The organism is Paenibacillus sp. LHD-117 (assembly GCF_030929555.1).
Classification (GTDB): domain Bacteria; phylum Bacillota; class Bacilli; order Paenibacillales; family Paenibacillaceae; genus Pristimantibacillus.
In genome coordinates this window covers 41,534-59,425 of the sequence record NZ_JAVFVT010000024.1, presented here as the reverse complement: position 1 = coordinate 59,425, position 17,892 = coordinate 41,534, and the positions used below count along the sequence as shown (strand labels likewise).

Genomic DNA, 17,892 nt, shown 5'->3' with positions numbered 1-17,892 from the left:
TTCGATCGTATTCAATGCTTTGCTCTTTCGCTTTCGCGTTCACCTTCCACAGGCACCAACCGAATGCGCTCCCCCGCTTCCGTCGGGATCAACAGCACGTCGCCAGCCAGCTTCTCTTCGCCCCGTTCGCAAACGAGTAGAGCTTCCGTCCACGGATTGTACAGCTGGAGCGTCGAACCCGCTTCGCTGACGATCTCGACTTCCTTCACCTTGCCGCCTTCCACGGACGCGCTCACGAGGAAACCTCCGACCGCGCGGAGCGTGCGGAAAGCCGCCTTCTTCTCCGCCGGCCAATTCGGGAACAGCCGGATGATGCCGTTGTAGCTTTGCATGAGGCATTCGTTAATGACCGCGGGCAAGGCGAAGTTTTCGAACCAAATGCCCATCGGCCTCATGTAATCGAACGGCGTCGTGTCCGAATAACGCCCGCCCGACTCCAGCAGCTTATCCGTGCAGGTGCCGTTCGGCAGCATGCAGTAGGCGATTTGCCGCTTGAACCGCTCCAGGTCCAGCTTGCCGAGACGGGCGCCCGCGAGGTTCAGGAACACGAGCTCGTTGCCGCCTTCGTTCCGATGGTTCAGGTACGAATTCACCGCAATCTCGTATTGCTCCGGCGGGGAATGGAGGCCATGTTCTTCCCCGGGAAATACGGTCGTCACGCCGTTCGGCACGTTGTACACGACCTCCGGATCCTCGCCCGGCACGGAGACGAATACCGTTCCCCTGCTCGATTTCGCCGTCGGATATGCCGGGAATCGGTCCAGGATGTCCCGGACATCCGCCAGCAGCTCCGCCTCTTCCTCCGCGCGCCCGAGTGCGCCGCAAGCTTCCCCGAAGGCGCGGAATAGAAACTTGGTCAGCGTCAGGTCCACGATGCAGTCGTAGTTCCGGCGGAAACCCGGCGTCAGCTCGTACAGCTCCGGCACGACCGTCGGGAAGATGTGGAAGTGGTCGTCGCCCCAAGCGCCGCCGCTGGCATCCGGACGTTTCATGTAATCAACCATGAACAGGACGGCTTCTTTGATCGGCCCGAACGCTCTCTCCGCCAGGAAGCTCTTGTCCATCGTATAGAGATAATGCCACCATAGGCTCTGCACCGTCCAAGGGGTCTCGCATACTTCCCAGCCCCAATGCGGGACGGGATACGGCATCATGTTCATCTCCACCGGATACGCGGAATGCGGGAAGTAGGCGCCGCGAAGGCCGTAATACTCTTGCGCCCACTTCCGGCTGACCGGCAGCACGTGGTCCACCATGTTCGCGTACGCGAGATGTTTGTCGGCATGATTGCTCGAGAAGGCGACCCAGAACGGCTGCTGCGTGTTGTAGTTCATATGGTAGTCGCCATGCCATTCCGCGCCGATCTTACCGTAGCTCCAGTTCGCGAACAACCCCGGGCAAGCCGCCTCCGGCTTGACGGAGCATTGGAAGAAATACAGGTTGCGATACCAGATCCGCTCCAAAAATTCATCCTCCAGCTCCACGCCCGACCGCGACCAGTAAGCTTCCCACACCTCATCCGACGCAGCGAGCGCATTCCGAAACCCGTCTCCATGCGGCTCCCCGATGCCGGCGAAACGTTCACCCGCATCCGCGCTCACGTCCTGGTCCAGCCCCTCCTCCAGAGCGACGTAAAGATCAAAGGATTCGCCCGCGCTAAGCGCGGCCTCCAGCGGCTTGCCGCTAGCGCGCGCCTGCACGGCGGTCGACAGCCTGGCCGTCAAGCGGAAAGCGCGCGACTTGCCGCCGGCGTCGTCGGCATCCTCGAGGGAGAAAGGCAGCTGCTGCCGGAAAGACAGCCCCCGCACTACGGCGTCTACCGTCTCCGCGCAGCGAGGAAGCTCGGCCGGCGTCTCGGGATCGGGAATCAGCTTGACGCGGTTAAAGATATTCGCATGCGGCATCCCTGCTCCCTCTCCCGCCGTTCGAAGCGTTGCCAGCAGCCGGTCCTCCCGCTGATCCACGAATACGGCAAGCGTCGCGACACCGTCCTCCGTCAGAAAGTCGATTTCGCATAAGCCGTTCTCGATCGACAGCCGGTGTCCGAGCACCTCCGTCGTCCGCCGGTCGAAGCCGAGCAGCAGCGACCCGCACGGCATCGGGCGCGGATAAGGTTTCTCGTAGTTGGCCCCGGCCATCCGCACGTAATCCCGATACCAAGGCTCGTCGCTCAAGGAAGCATAATGCTCCGGTATGGCCTTCAGTCGTTCGAACAGCTCCCCGAACGTGCCGATTTCGTCACCGTGCTCTTCCGCGATGCGGATATCCCAGACGTTGTTATGGCCGAAATGAATGACGACCGCGTCCGGCCGCGTCGTCACGACCGCTCCCAGCCCGCCGTTGCCTAGCAGCGCCCCTTCGAAAAAATCCAAAGCCGGCCCCTCGAACGTTATCGTGTGTTTCCTAGCTTTCTCTTGTATGTGCATCTCCCGTTGCCTCCTGAAATTCGGTTTAATTGGAATGATAGCGCTTTAGATAAGGCTCATCATAGCCCGCGTAAAGGCGTTACGGGTAGGTACACTTTCTCCTTTCCGCGTACAATTGCCCCTTTTTCGAGGGTCCAAATGGAAACAACGCGCACCGATTAAATATCGATGCGCGTTGTGCGAGTGAAGACGCCTCTGGCAGTTGAATCGGTTCGGCTGTCTCCGTCCCGGTTACTTCCATTCCAAAGCGGGCAGCAGATCCTTCTGCAGCTCGCACATCTCGTCGATCATGGCGCAGGCCTGATAGTAAGAAGGAGCCTGCGGATCCAACAAAATAGCCTGCAGAAGCTTCGTGCGGGATTTCTCGACATACGCCTCCAGCAGAAGCCTATGGATCGTTCCCTGAATGTGGATCGTACCGATGATCGCCGTCGGCAGCCCAACCTCCATCGGCTTCAGCGAAATGCCGCTGCCGTTCACAATCGCCTGCGTCTCGACGACCATGTCGTCGGGCAGTCCTTGAATCGCGCCGCGATTCGGCAGATTGGCCGCATGGATCTCCGTCTCGAAGCCGAAGAAGATGCTCTCGATAATCGGAACGGCGTACTCCTTGCTGCATGTCACCTTATCGCGATCGAACGCATAAGCTTGTTCCACCCATGCCTCTTGCGAGGTTACGCGGTCAAACAAACCCTTGTCCAAAGAATCGCCGCCCGCGCAATAGACGAAGTCGGGCGTACGGGACGCGCGATCGCCAATCTTCTCGCTTAGCGGATCATAGCGGAACTGCAGCGGCAGTCCGGCGTAGAAATCGCCTGCATACGGCACATATTCCCCGCAATGGTTCGTTCCTGGGTAAGGGTAATACCCGTACGTGCGGAACAACGTCCGGGAGAGCCCGATGTGGTCAAAGTGAGCCAGCCTGTTCGCTTGCTTCTCCTTCTCGCGGAACAGCGGGTACAGATCCTCCCCCGTCTTCTTGTCCCACAGCTTCGTGAAGAAACCGAAATGATTCAGCCCGCCGCCTTCGATGCCGATTTCCTCCGGATTCCGCTCCAGAAACTGGGCGACCTGATCAATGCCCATATCCAGCCCGTGGCATAACCCGACGATCTTGATCGAAGTCAACTTAGATATAGCCTCCACAAGCTTCGCTTCCGGATTGGTGTAGTTGATAAACCAAGCATCCGGGCAGACCTTCTCCATCATGCGCGCAATATCCAGCATCGGTCCCAGATTCCTCAGCGTATGGAACATCGATCCCGGGCCGCCGTTCTCCCCATAGACCTGCTTGCTGCCGTAGCGCCGCGGAATGTGGAAATCTTGCGCCCAATAGAAATAGCGGTCCACTTCAATCGCAACGATGGCGAAATGAGCGCCCGTCAGCGCATCTTCCAGACTTGTTGTCGCCCACAATTTGGCCGGCAGCTCGTAAGAGGCGAACAATTCCTTCGCGTAACGGTGAGTCCGGTCCAGATTCTCCGGATGAATGTCCATCAACGCGACTTCCAGATCGGCCTCTTCCCGCAGACGCCCGGACAGCACGATATCATGCAAAGCCCCCAGTGCGAAGGAAATGCTCCCTGCTCCAATTAGTGCAACCTTCAGTTTTTTCATCGCAATCATGCTCCTCTGTCGTTAATGTATGCAAGATACGCTGCTCCAATCAGACCCGCATCGGGACCGAAGGTCGGCAGCGTTACATGAATCTTGTCCTTCAGTTGCTCCAGCACCTTGTCCCTCGCCCGCTCGGCCGCTAATTCCAAGAGCCATTGGTTATGCTCGATAACGGCTCCCCCTACGACGAAAACACCCGGATCCAGCGTCTGCTTCAGCGTGGCGATCGCATCGGAGAAATGCTCCACCCACTGATTCACCGCCGATATCGCCTGCGCATCGTTCTGCTCGTACTTGTCGAATAAGGTAACGGCCGCCGCTTGCGGACCATAACATCGCTTGCTCGTTTCTTCCAGTGCCATGCCGCTGCATAGCGACTCCAACGTCTCGTATGCGCCGGACGTTCCCTCTCTTCTGGCCATGATCATGCCGCCGATCTCGCCCGCATAGCCGTGCGAGCCCTGATGGATCCTGCCGTTCACAACAATGCCGCCTCCGATCCCCGTGCTTACGGTGATATACATGGAGGTCGGATGAAGACGGGAAGAGCCGTGCTCCGCTTCAAGCAGCGCCGCTGCGTTTACATCGTTCTCGAAGTAGAGCGTATAGTCCGGAAAGTAATGGGCCACATCTGCCATGCGCATGTTCTCCAAACAGGGGATGTTTGTGATATCCATGATGCGCTCCATCCCGTCTTTCCAGGGGGCGGGAAGAGCCATGCCGATCCGGTTAACCTGTCCGTCTTCATTCAGCCTGTCGACCATGCGGCAAATGCAGGCGAGCAGCTCCTCTGCGGTTCGAAAGTTTGAAGTCAGAGCGGTCTCCTTCCGAATCAGATTGAACTGCCTGTCGATCCGGCCCGCTCTGATGTTCGTGCCCCCAATATCAATGCCGATCACGTCATCCAATCCAACTGGCACTCCCTTATTCCGTGACGTTCGCTTCCAGCTCGGATGCTGCCTCCGCATCCAGATAAAAATCGATATGACTGTGCCCCAGGAGCTTCTGTGCCGGGAGATCCGCTTCCGGGCGCGTCAGAATCGTCCTGACGATACTCGCTTTCTTTCTGCCGACAGCCGCCACGACAACCCGCTTGCTTGCGGCGATCTGGCCCAATCCCAGCGTAATCCCAAAGTCGAGCTCGGTCGGGTGGTCGAAGTACTTTTGTGCCACCTCCCTGGTCGTTGAAGACAGCCTTACCACGCTGCTCCTGTCCAGCACGGGAAGTCCCGGCTCATTCAATCCGATATGCCCGTTCATGCCGATTCCCATCAGGCTGAACGTGATGGGACCGTGCGCGATGCAGCTGTCGATCCGCTCGCATTCCCGCTGCAAGTCGGCGCTCGTCCCATCGAAGAAAGCAATCGCCCCCGGATCGATCGGCAGCCGGGAGAACAGATCGGCATCCAGCATGCCGTAACAGCTGCCTTCGCTGGTTCTTTCGATGCCGACCCACTCGTCTAGGCTGACGATACGCAATTGGCTCAGCCGCGGTTCCTCCTTGGCCAGGGCTGCGAACTTAGCGTAGCTTGCTTGCGGCGTACTTCCGGAAGCCAGGCAGAACACCGGCCGGGGATCCTTCCGAAGATGCAGGAGCATTTCGTCCGCAATGGCGGCCGACAATTCGTCGCCGCTTTCGAATATTCGAATCATCGAGTACTTGACCTCCTCGCGCGTTATGCAGAGAGCACGCGCATCATTTCTTGCTGCAAAATCAAAATTGCGGCACCCATCGCCGCTGTGTGCTGCGCTTGGCTGACGGTGATCGTCGGGCTCCATTCGATATACTGCTCCACATAATGCGCGATGCGGTCCAGCATGCGTTCCGGAAACAGATCGATGGTCGCCCCGCTCATGACAACCCGGTTGATGTCGAGCAGGCTTACCATATTCGTAACCACCAGTGCCAGATGTTTGGCGACATAATCGACGCAAGCCTCCGTGCTATCCGCGTTACTCAGATCGTACAGAGCCAGCAAGCGCTTCAATCCCAGCTTGCTCTCCAGCCAGCCGACCGAAGAGGGCGACTTCCTGAATTCAGGGTCGAAGCACATATATTCCAGTTCACCGGCTCTGGCGCTTCCTCCTCGATGAAGCTCCTTATTGATGATGATGCCCGCGCCTATCCCTTCACCGGCCGAAATATGAATCAGATCGGCAGATGCCTCGTCTTCAAGCTCGAGCTTGCGGAACTCCGCCAGGATGGAGGCGTTCACGTCGTTCTCGATAAGAACCGGCAACCCTGCCGCGCTCCCCAGGACGCCGATTAACGCTTCGTAGTGAAAGTCTTCTTCCCTCTCTCCCTCCGTTCGGATCCGTATCGTTTGATTGCGCGTATTAATGGCGCCATCCACGCCGATTCCAATGCCGATGATTCGACTCCCGGCTGCCTTTGCCTTCTCCTTCATATACGACACGATCTCTTCGACGACAGACGTGAACGCCTCGCTATAGAAGGGTACCGGACGATCGATCGTATAGACTTCCAGGACGCGGCCCTTCAGATTGACGAGCAATGCCGTGACGCTCTCCCCGATGGATTGAATGCCAATGGTGGTGTAGCTGTTTTCGTCGAACCGGTAGAGGGTCCTCTTCCTGCCCAGTCCGCTGGAGCCGTCGCGGCTTTCGCCAGTCGCGGCGAGTAGCCCGATCTGTTCGAAGAAGCCCACGATCTTGCTCACCGTCACGAAACTCATGGCGGTTTTCTCCGCAAGCTCGACCTTGGCCAGCTCGGGATGCTGCAACAAAATATCGAAGATGATTTTCCGGTTCTCATCCTTGATGTCGTTCGGCAGAAACGATTTCATGCGCTCACCCCCTTTGTTTAGTTTAGTTATCTAATTATGAAACTTATTTAATTAATAAAATTAAATAATTACTGATCTCAGTATAACTTACCTTCTCCGCATGTCAATACTTGTCCGTTCTTTCAAGAAACGCATACAAAAAAGCTCCCGTACCACTAAGGCCAGGAGCGTAAAAATCGTTTGATCCTTCTACCGCGTCGAATCTTCGTACGCCTTCTGCATAATCTGGACATACCGATCCGCGTTCAGCTTCCGCAGCCCGTTCACGTAAGCCTCCCAGTCCTTGTCCAACTGTTTGTTGCCCGTGATGAACTGCAGTGCGCTTTCTTCGATGTAATTGCGAATATGGAGCTGCAGGAAGTTGATTTCGTCCGCGGCCTCGGGTTGAATCCACAGCGACTCCACCGCCAGCGCTTGCTCCGGCTCGTGTCCGTCGTACAGCTTCGTCGCCTCCATTAGCCTGCGTTCGTAGCCATCCGGCGCGTAGATGTCCGCGCCCTGCACCCAACTGTCCCGATAGTCCCTAGGCATATAGAAGTGGCCCATGCCGCTCCATCCGGAGTTATTGGACTTCTTCCCGCTCTCGACCGGAATTCGCGCGAATCGCGGCTCAAGCTCCGGGTTCAGCGCCTGCTCGCCCGGCAACGGCTTCCTCCAGTCGACGCCTTCCTTGCCCGTTTCGGCGAAGGCTTGCCCTTCAGGCGTGTACATGTAATCGACCATGCGTATGAGCGCGATCTGCGCTTCCTTGCTGGCTTTGTTCGTAATGACAAACTTGGCTCCGGGAGTAACGCCGATGTGCATGTTCGTGGCGTAGGAAGCGTACGGTCCCCGGAGCGGAGGCAGCGGATTGTAGTCGTTCCCCCGCGTGTTGCCAAGGCCCGTATTGACGAAAATATCCGGGTGCATCGCCGCCCCTGCCCCGAGAATTTGCTCGCCTGCGTTTTCTCCGATTTGTTTGAAAGCGACGGCGTTCTGCGTGAACGCGCCGGGATCGATGAGTCCTTCGTCGTACAGCGACTTGATATAGGCAAGGCCCTCCCGCCACTCCGGCTGATCGGCCGCCATCCTCACCTTGCCGTCCTTCAGCTCGAGATAGGTCCGGTCATCGTCGTAGATGAACCCGTTCATCAGGTACGGAATGAGGCGTACCCCAAAGTCTTCGATAGAGCCGCTGAGCGGGATTTCGTCCGCCGCGCCGTTCCCGTTCGGATCGAGCGTCTTGAACGCCCGCAGCACCTCCTTGAATTGCTCCGTCGTCTCGGGCATATCCAAATTCAGCTTCTCCAGCCAGGCCGTGTTGATCCACATCTTGTTCGGATACGAGCAGTGGTAACACTCGCTATACCCCACGAGGCCATAGATATTCCCGTCCGGGGCCGTATTGAACGCCCGCAATGTGGCGTTCTCTTTCATCGCCGCCTTGATGTGGGGGGCATATTCGTCGATCAAATCGTTTAAGGGAAGGAACACGCTTTGCTGGCCGTAACGAAGCACGTCCGCCTGGGAGAATTGGTCGACGTAAGTCGTCAGAATGTACGCGTCGGGATAATCGCCGCTTGCGAACGATATCTGACGTTTCTCCTTGGCGCCGGCCGACGCGACAGCCTCCCAAGCGAATTTGACGTTAAACCGCCCTTCCAGCTCCTTCGTGAAATCGTTGGTCGCAAGATCGCTAGACGGCTCCTGCTGGGCGAAGACGCGTATGACGACGGGGTCGGCGGCGTCCGCACTGTCGACGTCGGTATCCGGCGCGGAGGAGCTGCACGCTCCGAGAACAAGCGAAAGCAAGAGGATCGCGGCAGCCCTATAGGTTGATTTTCTCATGTGTCTTCCCTCCTTAACCATCCAAAGCCGATTGCCTGAACACGCTAGGAGAGACGCCCGTCACCCGTTTGAACGCCCTTCGGAAGGAATGCGAACTGTTATACCCTACCCGTGCGGCAATCTCGTCCACCGTCAGGGCATCCTGCTTCAGCAGAATAGACGCTTGTTCCATTCTGACATTCTCCAAATAATCCGACAGGTTCTCGCCCGTCACTTCCTTGAACAGCTGGGAAATATATTTTTCCGGCCGCTCCACTTGCTCGGCGACCCGGTATAACGTCAGCGCTGAATCGGCATAGGACGAATGGACATACGTCTTGATTTGTTCGATCGTGCGCAAATGGCCGTCATTCTTCCGGCTCCGCACGACTTCGCACAATGCTTCCATGACGCCGGCCAGTTCCTCTTGAATCGTCTCCAGCGGATCCGTTGCCTGAATGCCGATGATCCTGTTTTTTAACTCCTCGAAGCATTCGGCTTCCATGAACACCTTCTGGTCAAGCAGCTTCAGGAACGTACCTTTCATCTCCACCGCAAGCTGCTGCTTCATCTCATAGGATAGCTCTCTCGTCTCCGTATTCTGGGATACGATCGATTGCAGAATCCGCCTCGCCTCCTCGAACTCCCCGGCGCGCACCGTGCCGATCAGCCGAAGCTCCAGCTCCAGCGGATAATGATAGGTCGCGCTCTCTTGCCGGATATCCTCGAACCAGGTCATCTCCTTGCGATTGTGGTGCACGGCCACGTCCAGCGTGCCCTTCGCTTGCTCGTAGGACTGGCTGACCTCCGTGATCGTCTGGAACAGTCCGCCGAGCACCACCGTCACGGAAATGCGGAATTCTTCGAACGCGAGACGCGACACCCGCTCCAGCGTCTTCGTCACCTCTTCCTTGCCGATGTCGGTCGCCACTTCCAAATCATGAAAGGCGAACAGGAACACGATTTTGTCCGAGCTGGTATCCGTCATGCGGACGGAGCTGCCGGAGTCGATTAGCGCTTGCTTCAAGATCAGCCTTGCCGCGTTCAGCTCGTTCAGCACCTCTACATTGTCAAGAAGCGGATAACCGTTTACTTGCAGAATGCCAACGTACCCCACGTCGCCCGTCAAACCCGCGTTCGACTGGACGGCCGCGGCGATAATTTCGTCCCGGGTCTGGAATTCGCCCGCGAGCAGCCGCTTGAAGAACGCGTCGCGGACGAGCGGCGCCTGGCGGTGAAGCTCCGATTCCAGCCGCTTGTGCTGTGTCAGCATTTGCGCGATATTGCCGTGAAGGAAGTCGAATTCGTTGCGGAGGGCGGGATCGTCCTGCCCTGGGCCGAATTGCTCCTTCATGACGCCAAGCATGCGAATGATAGGCGCGCTGTTCCGGTACGAGAGGAGCAGTCCTACGATGAGGCCGACAAACAAGGCGATGCCGGTCACGATCCACGTGATGAATTTGATCTGGTTGGCGCTTTCCATAAGCGCTTCCCTCGGAATGCCCGCTCGGTATACCCAGCCCGTCGTATCCGACTTGATCGTAATGACCAGGTCATCCTCGTAAAATTGGCTCAGCTTCTCTTCATCGAAATTTTTGCCCGTCGCCAGCGACGCGACCTGACTCTCCTCCGCTCCGCGCAGTCCGACCGTATGGCCTTCCGCATCGGCGATGTGGATCCAGCCCCCGTAACGATCCGTCAGACCGGAGAGCGGATCGGTGATCATTTTCTGGTCGATCATCACGACGGCGACGGCGGGCGAAGAGCCATTGAAGCTATCGAGAGGGAGCGACTGCATATATGTGACGACCGACGTTTCCGTCTTGTTGTCCATGTAGGGTCTAAGCGCCATAATCTCGCTGCGGTGAGTTCGCTCCAGAACGCTGCTCTTCCACTCGTCCAGCGGCATGTCGAGATAATGGTAGCTTTCGTAATAATGCTCCGGGCGGAAGTAAGCCGAACCCGGCGTCAGCACGACGTCATAATTGCTCAAGTATACGAAAAAGTTTTTCAAAAAGTCATTGGTCTGTCCGAACGTCAGGACATCCTTCATCATTTTCCAAATGCCGTACACATTCGATTGGTCGCCTGAGCTATTCTCGTTCATGAGAATGCTGAGATCCTGGTTAATGGCCAGCTGCCTCGTGAATCCTTCCACCTCGGCCATGCGCCGTTCCAGCAATTCCTTGCTCTTCTGAAGCTGCGTCACGCCGTTCTCGATCGAGACGGATTCCGTTACGTTAATAGCGGTCTGGTACGACATGTACCCCGCGATGCTGGGAATGATCAGGATGATAAGATACGAAACAAGGAATCTCCTGAACACCCTGGAATACCTTGGCAAGACGACTCCCCCTCACAATAACCCTTCTTCTTTGAGAGCGCTATCATAACCGATTGACGGATTTCTCGCAAGTCCCCGGCCCTCTCCTTTCTATTATCTCTCATCGAGAGACTGCGGGCAAAAGAAAAGCAACTGTCGGCAACAGTTGCTTTTTCCCTGCAAGCGCTACAGCACCGTCGCGCGAAGCTCCCCGTCGAGCTTGTACGCGCGCCCGGCTTCGGCGTCGAGCGCCGCCGTCAATCCGCCCAGGCGGACGACGAGCTTGCCGCTCTCGCGCGGTCTGATCAACGCTTCGGTGAGCCGTCCTTCCGACCAGCGAATGTCTACGATCGCGTTCCTTCTAGCGCGCAGACCTTCCGCCGTGCCGCTGCTCCAGTTCTCTGGCAGCGCGGGCAACAGCTCGATCGCATCGGCATGGCTTTGGAGCAGCATCTCTCCGATTGCCGACGTTCCGCCGAAATTGCCGTCCGCTACGAAAATATTCGTCTCCGCGCCCGCGATTCCCGGCTTCGAATAAGTAAACAGATTATCGAAGCAAAGCTGTCCGATCAAGTAGGTCAACTGCTTATGCGCATTCGCTCCATCTCCAAGCCGTGCGAAACTTGCAGCGAACTGCGCGAGCGTGAATTCGACGTCCTCGAGCCCCTCGCGCCCCATCCGGCGCCCAAGCGTCGTCCGTGCCGCTTCGCTCAGCTCCGGCGTCCCTTGCGGCGTAATCTGGTTGCCCGGGTACAGTCCGTATAGATGGGACAAGTGGCGATGGTCCGGCTGTGCTTCGCCGAAGTCCTCCAGCCACTCCTGCAACTGGCCGTTAGCGCCGACCCTAAGAGGCGGCAGCTGCGTTAGCGCCGTCTCCAGTCTTGCGCGCAGCTCCTCGTCCGCGCCCAGCGTCTTCGACGCTTCTACGCAGAAGACAAACAGTTCGCGTACCAGCATCATGTCCATCGTCGGACCCATGGATAGCGCATAATCCGCTCCGTCCTTGCGGCCGTTCGGGTAGAAGCTGTTCTCCGGCGAATTGGATGGGCCCGTGACGAGCCAGCCATGCTCGGGATGGACAACCATGTAATCGAGGAAAAACAACGACGCCTCCTTCAACACGGGATAAGCTGTTTCCTCCAGAAAAGCCCGGTCTCTGCCATACTCATAGTGCTCCTTGAGCTGCATCGCGATCCACAACCCGCCCGTTACGTTCATGCCCCAGCTGAGCCCCCATCCCGGCGAAGAGAAACCCCAGGCGTTCGTGAATACGTGGGCGACCCAGCCCTCGCTGCCGTAGAACGCCCGCGCCGAGGAGCGACCCGCCTCGGCCAGCTTCGCAACGAATTTGGTGAGCGGCACATGGCATTCCGCCAGATTGGCAGCTTCCGTCGGATAGTAGTTCATCTCCGTGTTGACGTCGAGATGGTAGTCGCAGCTCCAAGCCATCCGGTTCGCCTCGCCGTCGTTCCATATCCCCTGCAGATTCATCGGCAGCGGCGAGTTCTCGCGCGATCCCGCGATCGTCAAGTACCGCCCGTACTGGTAAAACAAAGCAAACAGCGCGGGATCGTCTCCTTCTCCGCTTCGCAGCAGACGAAGCCGCTCATCGGTCGGCAAAGTGGAACGTCCGTTATCGCCGAGATCCAGACGAACGCGGGCGAACAGTTCGCGGTAATCCGCGACATGTTTGGCTCTCAGCGCGTCGTAACCCTCGGTCACCGCTCGCTCGACGGCTGCGGCGCTTTCGTTCTCCCAAGCGTTGCCTGTCTTGCCGTAATCGGTCGAGACGGCGATATAAATGACGGCCTCATCCGCGCCGTCGATGCGGAGTCCGTTCCCGGCTCCGGTGATCGTCCCTCCCATCGCGGCTACGCGGACGATGCCTCCGGCGAATACGCCGCAGGTGCCGTCGCTGTGGATGTCCTCCGTCGCCTGGCTGCCGAAGGCGATCACGCCCGCTTCATCGGCGGCCGCCGAGAAGGAGGACGTTCGCCCGTTCAAGGCGAGCTCGAATGACAATCCGCCCGGTTCTTCCGAGGTCATCCGGGAGACGAGAACGTCACCCGCGTGCGTGGCGAAAGCTTCCCGCTTATAGGCATATCCGTTCCGGCGATAAGCGTGAGAGACGATCGCTTGCTCCAGGTCCAATTCCCGGCGGAACCCTTCTCCCCCTCCGCCTAGAAACTTGATATCCAGATCGGCCAAGGTCAGATGCGTCCCGAAATTGCCTTTCGGCGGCTCCAGCGTCTCCCTCGCCAGCCGTTCCCCTGCTTCGTAATCCCCGTCAAAAAACTTCTTTCGCATCTCCTCCAGGGCGGCCTTTCCCCCATTCGGGCTGTTCGGCTCCTCCGGATGGCCCGACCAATACGTCACCTCCGTCAAGCTCCAGGTTTCCCTCTCCATGCCCCCTTGAACGACCGCCCCGAGCCTTCCGTTCCCTATCGGCAATCCCTGCTGCCATCCGGCGGCCGGGCTTGAATAATGCATCTTCATATTCCCCATATCGCACCATCCCGTCAAATTTCAATGTTAGCGCTTACTCCTATAGATCGTAACGGCGATCGTCCCTTTTCGTAAAGGTACACTTACGGTTTGCGGGGTACGATCTTCCGTACGAGCGGCCGAAATCGCTTACGGGATGCGAGATGTGTCCGGCACGCGCGAAAATAGGGGCAAGTCGAAAAAACGTGTTGAGTCAAGGCCCCGGCGCGCTTTTTTTCTGGCTATGTTAAATCCTAATGTTGATTTTTGATTAAAAGATAACCACGTCGATAAAAAGGCGGTAAATTGAATTGCACGATTCCATTAGAATTCCTGTAAAACGAACAATTTGGCGTTTGAACAAAAACGAGCGCCTCTGTAAGATGGGGTTACGCACGAGGTCATTGCCTCAAAAAGCCCATCAGGAGGTCGCTCTACTAACACCGTCTAAGAACGATCATAAGGTTGCGTAGTGATTGCACACATGGTCAAAAACGGGTACTACTCCCCTGTTCGTTTCCATCCCGAAGACTACGAGGAATTGCGTATTCTTGTGGCCAATCCTCTTAAGCCCCGATATTTGATTTAAGTCTTGCCTACTAAACGTAGTAAGCTAGACGAAGAACCAGTGGAGGGGCTTAAGAGGTTAATCCGTACGCTTCTCCAAAATAACTGGAACGCCGGGCTCCAGCCGCAGCCGAACCGATTCTGCACCGGCCGGGTACTCACCTATCCCCTCCCGGCCATTTCCTGACATCCGGTAAGCGGCGAATTCCGCGCTTCGCCAGTCCACGGGCAGCGTCCACTCGCGGTCCGCTCCCGCGCGGCTATACGCGTAAATCCGATTACCGTTCGGAACGAAACGGTCGCCGTCCGAGGCGATCGTCACCTGCCCCCACCGCACGGCAAGCCGCTCCGTCACCTTATCGATGTCCACCTTTACGCCGTCGGAGTAGCGGATGAAGATGCGCCGCTCGTCCTCCCGCCATTCCGCCATTTCCCGCTCCAAATAAAACTGATAAAGCATGGAGCCCAAATAAATAATGTCGACGATCTGGTCCCACTTCGACTCGAAATCATTCGCCAAAAACTGCTCCCCAAGATGCCTTGTCGGCTCGCCCCGGTACAGAACGTCCGAATCGAAAGATGCGCCTTTTCCCCAGGCCACCGCGTTCATATCGACGCTGCCGCCTCCGACGATTTTGCCGTGGTACAGCATCGACGGGGAGTAATGCCAGTAGGCGCTGAACACGCCGCTGTCTTCTATCGGCATGCCGTTCAGCCCTTCCGTCGAGACGTCGATCCCTCTTTCGCGGAAGTAGGCGAGAATCGGCTTCATCCCGCAGACCAGTTCCTCCATCGGGCCGATAATGCTGCCGTCAGGCTCCCAGCTGGTGTTCGTGTTGCGGAACGCGTCGACCTGTACGGTACGCTCGACGGGGACAGTCCGCAGAAAATCGTCGATCCGGCGGAACACCTGGCCGCTCTCCACATCCTTCGTGTGATTAATGTGATAGGCCCGCTGCTTGGCGGTGTCCAGCCACACCCGATCCGATCCGTCCGGATCGCGGCTAAGAATGGCCGGGTCCCAATCAGGCGCGTCAACGTACGCGTCGTCCAGATTGATATGGTAGCTGACGATGCAGTCGTACTCTTCCTTGGCGCGGCGCACAAGCTCGCGCAGCTCTTCGTCGGCCCGATCCGGGTTCTCGGCCAGCTTCGGATTGACGCGGTTGAGGGATGGATAGCCGGTATCGTGTCCGTCGAACTGCCAACCGATCAAATAGGCGATCTGGCGAACACCTCCCGTAACGTTATGAATTTGCCGGATGATCTCCAGCGTCTCCTTGAAGGTCGTCAGCACGCCCCGGTCCTTTTCCGCATTGAACACCTGATACCAGATCGCTTTCTTGTACAGCGGATCCGCGTCCGGAAAGCGCCGATTCAGCCAGAGATGATAATCGCAATCGTCCGCCGTTCCGTCTCCGTTGATGTCTTCCAGAAACACGACCGCAAGCTCCAACGGCTCCATCGTCCGTTCCCGAACTCGGTATTGATACGTGCCCGGAGCGATTGAGAATCGACCTCCGCGGCCGGGATAACGTTTATCCTCCGACACGCGGGTGAGCAGCGGCAGCACCGGATAATTCGTCTGCACGAAGCAGCATAGGCTTCCGTCGAACGTGCATGCGTGCATCGTCGGCATCTCGACCGGATCGGGAACGGCGTCCCCGATCCGGTCCCGAACCCGCTTCCGGTCGTACAGTCCTCTCCCGCCGCCGGGGATCAGCTTCCAGCTTTTTTGCCGCGCTTCGGTCCGGTCGTACGCGAACGAAGGATCGTCGCATGTCAGCAAAGGCATGCGCGCCCAATCGAGCTTCGTCAACGACGCTTCCGGATCGTCCGCTACCGTCACCTTTACTTCGAGCGCTTGCGCGTCCAGCCGATATTCCACTTCGAGTCGAAGCTTGGATCGCCGCTGCTTCAGGCGATAGGTTATGGCCGTTCCGCCCTCGGACGGAAGAACGTCTACGTCCCACTCGCTCCAGTCTGTCTCCGTTCCGTTAATGGAGAGCCTTCCGTCCGGACCGCTGCCCGCCATCCGCGTCCCGGACGGCTTGAACATGTATTCCTGAACGCCCGGCCATTCGTGCAGCGTCACGGCCAGCCATTCGTTATTCAGCCTATACATTCCGTTTCCTCCGCTCCCGTTCGTATTACGAATTGCCAGTCTCAGCCTTCAAAACGGCATATTGACGCGTATATTCCGCTGCCAGCTTATTGACGCCTAGCCCCTCGGCCGCCTTCAACATATCGGCGAACAGAGCTTCGAATTCGCTCTCGGATTGAGCGAAGACGAGCTTTGGCATGTAGTCCTCGCGAAGCGTATTGATTTTCGCTTCGATAATGCCGAATTCGCTGGTGCTGTCGATCTTAAAATCGAACTCGGGGAAAAACTTCATTTTCGGCGCCATCATCTTGTCGTACGCTACCTTCTTTTCGTCCGAAGGATTCCAGAATACGGTGTTAGATACCGCCCAGTTCGTGATCAGCATGATCGGCTCGCCGAGTCCGGCCTGCTTCCAACTGCCGCCCCAATCGTTGTTCAGAGCATCGTTAAAGCCGGTCGTTAGCGCCGGCTTGCCATTCGGGAAGTAATCGTTCTTGACGGAGGTGTCATAGTAGAAATGCGGGCCAACGGTCAAATCCTTGAAGTCGTCCGCGCCTTTCCCTTCCACGCCGAACGAGAAATCGATCTGCCCTTCCTTGGAAGCCGCGTACTCCAGCAGCTTGATCGTGCGCTCCGGATCCTTATTGCTTTTTGGAATGACGAGCGCCATCCAGCCCCGCGGGATCGTCGGATACATGTAATCGGCGAACGGTGTCAGCACCTCGAATTGCGTATTCGGATTGTCCTTCGGAGGCGTGGAGTTGACCGCCGTCGAATTGTACGCCCAGACGATCGAATCTCCGGCCGCAACCTTCTGAGACGTCACATCTTTCGAATTGACGAACGATTCCTTGGTCAACAAGCCTTTGCTCGCCAGCTGAAATCCGTACTTGATCATTTCCTTCCACTTCGGATCGTAGATCGTGTTCTTCACTTCATCCCCGTCGACGTAGTACGGCTCGACGCCGAACTGCGACGAGAACCAGCCGAGGTCGCCGGAATGCTGGCTCTTGTCGCCGAGATACGGAATTTTGTCCGGATGCTTCTCGGCCATCTGCTCCAGCGCGGCGAGGAATTTCTCCGGACTGGACGTGTCCGGTCTACCGATCTCGTCGTAATAATCCTTGCGCACGACGAGCTGCGGGAGCCAGACAGGAGCCAGACCGGCGTTTTTCTGCGCCTGCTCCAAATATTTTTCCGTCTGGTAGCCGGAAACGAGCTTGTACGTATGTCCGTCCGTCTCCGCGAATTTCGTCAGAAGCTCCGGTCCGTATTGCTCGTCCAGAATCGTCCGCAGATTAGGCGCATATTGGTCGATCAGCTCGTCGATTGCGTACAAGTAATCCCCTTCGATGAGCTGGTCCAGCATTTTGTTGCCCCGGTCGACGACCATCAGGTCGGGCAAGCTGTTGCTCGCGATCATCAACGAGATGTCCTTCCCGTCGCTGTCATCCTGAACCGGCTTCTTCACGTTAAAGCTGACGCCGGTTTTCTCCGAAATCCGCTTCGCCCCAGGTCCCGTCCAATCGCTGTACCAGGCGCGGTCGGAATAGAGGTCGAGCGTGATCGGCTCAAGCGACTTTTGTCCGCCGCTGGCGGAAGCTTCCGGAGCCGAGGCCGGCGGCTGCGAAGCGTTGTTTTTGCCTGTGTCGGAGCAACCGGCGACCAAGGTTGCGGCAATGACTCCGGCAAGCAGCAGCGCGGACCTGCTTTTGAACGTTTTTTTCATCGAAAAGTCCTCCCCTTTGATTTATGTTG

General features: G+C 57.5%; 10 protein-coding genes. All 10 read right to left on the bottom strand.

Annotated elements, in window-relative coordinates:
* Positions 1-11 precede the first annotated feature (11 nt).
* The 10 genes from RB620_RS18790 to RB620_RS18745 all read right to left on the bottom strand — a co-directional run bounded on the left by RB620_RS18790 (position 12) and on the right by RB620_RS18745 (position 17,863).
* Positions 12-2,426 carry a glycosyl hydrolase family 95 catalytic domain-containing protein gene (locus tag RB620_RS18790; RefSeq protein ID WP_308096910.1) on the bottom strand — a complete coding sequence of 805 codons (2,415 nt, stop codon included), beginning with the start codon at positions 2,424-2,426 and terminating at the stop codon, positions 12-14.
* A gap of 231 nt (positions 2,427-2,657) precedes the next feature.
* Positions 2,658-4,043: a family 4 glycosyl hydrolase gene (locus tag RB620_RS18785; protein ID WP_308096905.1), complete on the bottom strand. Its 1,386-nt coding sequence runs from the start codon at positions 4,041-4,043 to the stop codon at positions 2,658-2,660.
* Positions 4,044-4,048: 5 nt separating this feature from the next.
* Positions 4,049-4,942 carry an ROK family protein gene (locus tag RB620_RS18780; protein ID WP_308097000.1) on the bottom strand — a complete coding sequence of 298 codons (894 nt, stop codon included), beginning with the start codon at positions 4,940-4,942 and terminating at the stop codon, positions 4,049-4,051.
* A gap of 25 nt (positions 4,943-4,967) precedes the next feature.
* The gene (locus RB620_RS18775; RefSeq protein WP_308096902.1) at positions 4,968-5,696 is read right to left on the bottom strand and encodes a 6-phosphogluconolactonase; all 729 of its coding nucleotides are present in this window, start codon (positions 5,694-5,696) and stop codon (positions 4,968-4,970) included.
* A gap of 23 nt (positions 5,697-5,719) precedes the next feature.
* Positions 5,720-6,850, bottom strand: a complete 1,131-nt coding sequence (locus RB620_RS18770; protein ID WP_308096897.1) for an ROK family protein — start codon at positions 6,848-6,850, stop codon at positions 5,720-5,722.
* Positions 6,851-7,039: 189 nt separating this feature from the next.
* Positions 7,040-8,677 carry an extracellular solute-binding protein gene (locus RB620_RS18765; protein ID WP_308096893.1) on the bottom strand — a complete coding sequence of 546 codons (1,638 nt, stop codon included), beginning with the start codon at positions 8,675-8,677 and terminating at the stop codon, positions 7,040-7,042.
* Between the two features lie 13 nt (positions 8,678-8,690).
* Positions 8,691-11,000: a helix-turn-helix domain-containing protein gene (locus tag RB620_RS18760; protein WP_308096891.1), complete on the bottom strand. Its 2,310-nt coding sequence runs from the start codon at positions 10,998-11,000 to the stop codon at positions 8,691-8,693.
* 165 nt (positions 11,001-11,165) lie between these two features.
* The gene (locus RB620_RS18755) at positions 11,166-13,484 is read right to left on the bottom strand and encodes a glycoside hydrolase family 95 protein (RefSeq protein ID WP_308096889.1); all 2,319 of its coding nucleotides are present in this window, start codon (positions 13,482-13,484) and stop codon (positions 11,166-11,168) included.
* A 625-nt stretch (positions 13,485-14,109) separates the two neighbouring features.
* Complete coding sequence (locus tag RB620_RS18750; protein ID WP_308096887.1) at positions 14,110-16,155, bottom strand: endo-alpha-N-acetylgalactosaminidase family protein; 2,046 nt, start codon at positions 16,153-16,155, stop codon at positions 14,110-14,112.
* A 25-nt stretch (positions 16,156-16,180) separates the two neighbouring features.
* The gene (locus RB620_RS18745; protein ID WP_308096884.1) at positions 16,181-17,863 is read right to left on the bottom strand and encodes an extracellular solute-binding protein; all 1,683 of its coding nucleotides are present in this window, start codon (positions 17,861-17,863) and stop codon (positions 16,181-16,183) included.
* Positions 17,864-17,892 lie beyond the last annotated feature (29 nt).

What these genes read in the sequence shown, in the direction of transcription:
- RB620_RS18775 (WP_308096902.1), bottom strand. Translation starts at nt 5,696, where the DNA reads ATGATTCGAATATTCGAAAGCGGCGACGAATTGTCGGCCGCCATTGCG.
- RB620_RS18785 (WP_308096905.1), bottom strand. Translation starts at nt 4,043, where the DNA reads ATGAAAAAACTGAAGGTTGCACTAATTGGAGCAGGGAGCATTTCCTTC.
- RB620_RS18750 (WP_308096887.1), bottom strand. Translation starts at nt 16,155, where the DNA reads ATGTATAGGCTGAATAACGAATGGCTGGCCGTGACGCTGCACGAATGG.
- RB620_RS18745 (WP_308096884.1), bottom strand. Translation starts at nt 17,863, where the DNA reads ATGAAAAAAACGTTCAAAAGCAGGTCCGCGCTGCTGCTTGCCGGAGTC.
- RB620_RS18755 (WP_308096889.1), bottom strand. Translation starts at nt 13,484, where the DNA reads ATGGGGAATATGAAGATGCATTATTCAAGCCCGGCCGCCGGATGGCAG.
- RB620_RS18790 (WP_308096910.1), bottom strand. Translation starts at nt 2,426, where the DNA reads ATGCACATACAAGAGAAAGCTAGGAAACACACGATAACGTTCGAGGGG.
- RB620_RS18765 (WP_308096893.1), bottom strand. Translation starts at nt 8,677, where the DNA reads ATGAGAAAATCAACCTATAGGGCTGCCGCGATCCTCTTGCTTTCGCTT.
- RB620_RS18770 (WP_308096897.1), bottom strand. Translation starts at nt 6,850, where the DNA reads ATGAAATCGTTTCTGCCGAACGACATCAAGGATGAGAACCGGAAAATC.